The 4675-nt window shown below is 76.6% G+C and carries 5 protein-coding genes; 3 read left to right on the forward strand and 2 right to left on the reverse strand.

Features of this window, described 5'->3' with window-relative positions; translation table 11 throughout:
• The coding region (locus tag HCJ92_RS22300; RefSeq protein ID WP_420824761.1) for an AfsR/SARP family transcriptional regulator at positions 1–1770 on the reverse strand (1770 nt) is incomplete at its 3' end.
• Positions 1771–1853: 83 nt separating this feature from the next.
• Here HCJ92_RS22300 and HCJ92_RS22305 point away from each other — a divergent pair.
• Positions 1854–2741 carry an alpha/beta fold hydrolase gene (locus HCJ92_RS22305; protein WP_167935408.1) on the forward strand — a complete coding sequence of 296 codons (888 nt, stop codon included), beginning with the start codon at positions 1854–1856 and terminating at the stop codon, positions 2739–2741.
• A gap of 68 nt (positions 2742–2809) precedes the next feature.
• Here the strand turns inward: HCJ92_RS22305 and HCJ92_RS22310 are convergent, their stop codons facing one another.
• The gene (locus HCJ92_RS22310) at positions 2810–3439 is read right to left on the reverse strand and encodes a TetR/AcrR family transcriptional regulator (protein ID WP_167935409.1); all 630 of its coding nucleotides are present in this window, start codon (positions 3437–3439) and stop codon (positions 2810–2812) included.
• A 176-nt stretch (positions 3440–3615) separates the two neighbouring features.
• Between HCJ92_RS22310 and HCJ92_RS22315 the strand changes: the two genes are divergently transcribed.
• Both HCJ92_RS22315 and HCJ92_RS22320 read left to right on the forward strand, forming a co-directional pair.
• Positions 3616–4215, forward strand: a complete 600-nt coding sequence (locus HCJ92_RS22315) for a GNAT family N-acetyltransferase (protein ID WP_167935410.1) — start codon at positions 3616–3618, stop codon at positions 4213–4215.
• Between the two features lie 179 nt (positions 4216–4394).
• The gene (locus HCJ92_RS22320) at positions 4395–4601 is read left to right on the forward strand and encodes a CsbD family protein (RefSeq protein ID WP_167935411.1); all 207 of its coding nucleotides are present in this window, start codon (positions 4395–4397) and stop codon (positions 4599–4601) included.
• Positions 4602–4675: the final 74 nt, after the last annotated feature.

Raw genomic sequence — 4675 nt, forward strand, 5'->3', positions numbered from 1 at the left:
GGCGAGGAGCAGCGGGGCCGCCCAGGGCGCGTGCGGGCCCCACTCCTCCTCGCCGGTGCACCGCGGGTCCCGGTGGTGCAGCACGTCCACCCCCAGGAGCGCCAGCGGCAGCAGACCGTCCGCCACGCCGGGCATTCCCGCGCCCACCAGGGTGCTCGCGGCCTCCCGGTAGGCGGCGCGGCCCTGCGCCGCCGTTCCGGTGCCGGCCGTGCGCGCCGCCCGGTACCAGGTGGTGAAGACCCGCACCAGCGGCAGGTCCCACCGGGCCGCGAGGCCGTCGGCTGAAGCGGCATGGCTCCCCGCCCCGGTGAAGTCGCCCACGGCGCACCGGGACTGCAGCAGCACCAGTCGGGCCAGCACCTCGAAGCGGACCATGCCGTGACGGCGCGCCAGTTCCAGCAGCTCCGAGCCGATCCACGCGCGGGCGGACGAGCGTCCCGTGGTCGCGAACTCCTGCATGTAGGCGCCGTTGAGGGCGAAGGCCAGGAGGGCGGGGTCGCCCAGCTGACGGGCGAGGGCGGTCGCCTCACGAGCCGCGGCCACCCCGGGGGGCGGGGAGGGGACCCCCGGGCCGGGCGCCGGTACCCCCCTGCTCTCCACCGCAACGGTGGCGAGCAGCCTGCACCGCGCCGCGTCACGGCCCGCGGGGAGCCGGTCCAGCGTGCGCCGTGCCGCGGCGACCAGGGCCGCCGCCTGCCGCTGGTCGTCGGACCGGGTCCAGACCGCCGGCACGTCGTGGACGCCGATCACCCGCGCGGTCAGCTCGGGGTCGCCGAGCCGTTCCGCGGCGAGGACGGCCGCGAGCCGGTGCTCCCGGGCCCGGGCCAGCCCTCCCCCACCGGTGACGGCGAGGTCGCGGACCAGGCCCGCCGTCGACTCCAGTCGGGACGGGGCGCCCGGCGCCACCTCCGTCTCGTAGGCCGCGCGGGCGCGATCCCACACGCGCTCGGTGGGGTCCGCGTGGTCGGGGTCCAGATGGGGTGCCTGGCGCAGCACGTCCTCCTCCAGGCGACGGAGCCTCGGGCCCGGGTCGATCCCCAGGCTGTCGCGGAGCGTGGCGCGGGCCCGCCGCACCACGGCGAGGGCGTCGCCCTGGCGGCCGGAGCGGTACAGCGCCAGGGCGAGCAGCCGCCAGCCCTCCTCCCGCCACGGGTTCTCGGTGACGTGGGCGTCGAGCTCGGCGGCGCTCCGTTCGGGGGCGCCGGCGGCGAGGTGGGCGGCGGCGAGCTGTTCGACGGCATGCAGCCGCAGTCCGGTCAGTCGCGCCCGCTCCGCGCGGGCCCAGGCCGCCTCGCCGAGCTCCGCGTAGGCGGGGCCGCGCCACAGTCCGAGGGCGTCGGCGAGCCGCGCCGCCGTGTCCGTGGCCACCTCCTGCTCCGGGCCGGTGGTGAGGGCGGTCTCGAACCGCCAGGCGTCGACGGTCCCCGGGGCGGGACGCAGCGCGTAACCGGGCCCCTCCGTCACCAGCAGCAGGGGGCGTGCCCGTGGCGGGCGGTCGGGCTCCAGCGCGCGGCGGAGGGCGGCGACGAAGGTGCGCACGGCGCCCACGCCGCCCGCCGGTGGTTCCTCCCAGAGGTCGGCGACGAGCCGGTCGACCGGGACGACCTGCCGACGCGCAGCCACCAGCCGCGCCAGGACCGCGCGGTGGCGCGGCCCGCGCAGCGCGAGGGCACCGCCGTCCGCTCCCCGGGCGATGACCGGGCCCAGCACGCCGAACGACACCGGCATCGCGGCTCCGCCCTCTCCCGCGGTGCCACCCGCGTTGCTCATCCGTTGCTCATCCACCGCCCGCAGGGTGGTACCACCGGCCGCCGCGCGCAGCGGCGGTTCCGACCGACCGGAAGAGGCACACCATGACACAGTCCGTCCCCGGCTTCGTCACCCGGCGCGTGGGCGTCGACGCGGACGTCGAGCTGCACGCCGCCGTGGGCGGTTCGGGCCCGCCGCTCGTGCTGCTGCACGGCTTCCCGCAGACCCACCTGATGTGGCGGCACGTCGCCGCGGACCTCGCTGCGGACCACACCGTCATCTGCCCCGACCTGCGCGGCTACGGCGCGAGCGGCAAGCCGGTCGCGGCGGACGAGGACACCTACTCCAAGCGGACGATGGCCCGGGACGTCGTGCGGTTGGCCGCCGCACTGGGCCACGAGCGGTTCGCCCTGGCCGGCCACGACCGAGGGGCACTGGTCGCGTTCCGCGCGGCGCTGGACCACCCCGGGGCCGTGTCGCACCTGGCCTGCCTCGACGTGCTGCCGACCGCGGACATGTGGGACGCGCTGCACGGCGCGGACGCGGCGGTCGCCTTCCACCTGTACCTGATGGCCCAGCCGCCGGGGCTCCCGGAGCGGATGATCGACGCGGCAGGCGACGCGTTCTTCGGCCACTTCCTCGACAGCTGGGCGCGGGACCGGGCGGCGATCCCATCGGCGGTCCGCGAACGGTACCTGGCGGCCTCCCGGGCGGCGGTGCCGTCGGTCGTGGCCGACTTCCGGGCGTCGGCCGGGGTGGACCTCCGGCACGACCGCGACGACCGGAAGGCGGGTCGGCTGCTCGGGATGCCGGTGTCCGTGCTGCAGCAGGACTGGAGTGCGGCGCTCGGCTACGACGCGCGGGCGCTCTGGGGCTCCTGGGCGCCGCGGCTGCGGCACCGGACCGTCGACTGCGGTCACTTCATGGCGGAGGAGGACCCCGACACCGTCGTGGCGGCGCTGCGCGAACTGCTGGCGGACGACGGCGGCTGAGCCGGCACCGGGACCGCCGGCGAGCAGACGCCGGGAGCGGGCGCGGGGCGGGGCGGGGCGGTCCGCCGTCAGAGCGCGGGGCGGACCAGTCCCGCCAGCAGCACGGCGAACCGGTCGACCGTCTCCCGGGCGGCCCCGTCGTCGCGATGGGCGAGCCAGAGGGTGGTGGTCCCGCTGAACACGGTGAGCACCATCTCGGCGACCTCGGAGGTGTCCCGGAGGTACTCGACGCGAGCTTCCGCGGCGAAGCGTTCGAGCTCGGCCACGATGCGCGCCAAGTGCCCGCGGTGCTCCCGTGCGGGCAGCCCGCTCAGCGCGGGCTCCCGCAGCGCCAGGCCCGTCAGGTCGGTGAGGACCCGTTGGGCGTCGGGGTCGGCCGCGACCGTCTCCCAGTGGGCGCGGAGGAGCACGCGGAGGTTCTCGACCGGGGGCGCCCCGGGATCCACCACGGGGCGGGCAGCGTTCGGGGCGACGGTGATGTCGGTCGCCAGCAGCGCCGCGTAGAGCTCCCGTTTGGAGCGGAAGCAGTAGTGGAACGCGCCGTGCGGCATTCCCGCCTCGGCGCAGATGGCGCGGGTGGTCGCGGCGGGGACGCCGTCGCGTTTCATGACCCGCAGCGCGGCTTGCGTGAGCAGGTCACGGCGGGCCGCGGCGCTCAGGTTCCTGCGCGCGGTCCGCGTGGTCTCGGCGCTCTCCATGCGATCAAGCGTACCCAGTCCTGGCCAGATGGCCAGGTCGCTTGACCTGGCCATCTGGCCGAGCTAGGTTCCGAAACGGCGTCGACCGCCGAAAGAATGCTCTGACCAGCACCGGACCCGCGCCGACGGCGCCGGACAGTACGGTCGCCGTCGCACCGCAGCGAGGAGGCTCACCCATGGTCCGGATCGAGACCGCAACGGCGGACGACACCGAGGAGGCCGCTGCCGTACTCGCCGAGGCGTTCGCCGCGGACCCGGTCATCGCCCGGTTCGTCCCGCCCACCGCCGCACGCCGCGACCAGCGGCTGCGCGGCATGTTCCGAGGCGCGGTGCGGGCGGCCGGACCCGAGAACGTCGACATCGCCCGCGACGGCGCCCACGACGCCATCCTGGGGGTCGCCGTGTGGCGCTCCCCCGAGGGCGGGGCCGGCCCGCTCGGCGGGCTGGCCGCCCTCGGGAGCGCGTTCGCCGCGCTGGGGCCGCGAGGGGTGCTGACACTGGGGCGGTACAACCGGGCACTGCGCCCGCACGTACCGGCGGGGCCCCACTGGCACCTGGAGGACATCGGCACCCGCTCGGCGGCGCGCGGGCTCGGCGTCGGTCGGGCCCTGCTGACCCACCGTCTGGCGATCGTCGACCGTTCGGGGCGGCCGGCCGTACTGGAGGCGACGACGCCGGCGAGTCGCCGGCTGTACGAGCGGTTCGGGTTCGCCGCCGAGGCAGAACCCACCACCGGTCCGCTGTCGGGCGCGGCCGTCATGGTCCGACCCGCCTGACGTGCGTCCGTTCGCCCGACGAGGCGGCGGCCGGGCCGCCCCGGCAGGTCTCCTTGAGGACACCGGCATGACGCGCGTGAGCCTGGGCAGGCGCCCCGACGAACGAGTGACGGACAAGGGGACGAGCCTCCCGGACCGGTCAACACACGGTCCGGGGAAGCAGTTTCCGGGAGGTCGACATGAGCGTCGCAGGAACCAGCCGCCGCCTCACGGGGCACGCGAAGGAAACCGTCGGCAAGTTGACCGGCAGCAAGCGCCTCCGGGTGAGCGGCCGACTCGACCGGGTCCGGGGAAGTCTCACCAACGGCCTGTCGCACCTGCGGCACCGGGCCTCCGGGGTGCAGAGTTCGGTGGCCTCGTCGGGGCGCCGCATGGCGCGCCGCTAGCGAGTCGGCCGGACCGAGGCCCGCGGGGAACCGCGGGCGGCAACGAACGGTGGTGGGTCGCCCCGGGCAGGGGC

This window comes from Streptomyces spiramenti (assembly GCF_012034385.1).
Classification (GTDB): Bacteria; Actinomycetota; Actinomycetes; order Streptomycetales; family Streptomycetaceae; genus Streptomyces; species Streptomyces spiramenti.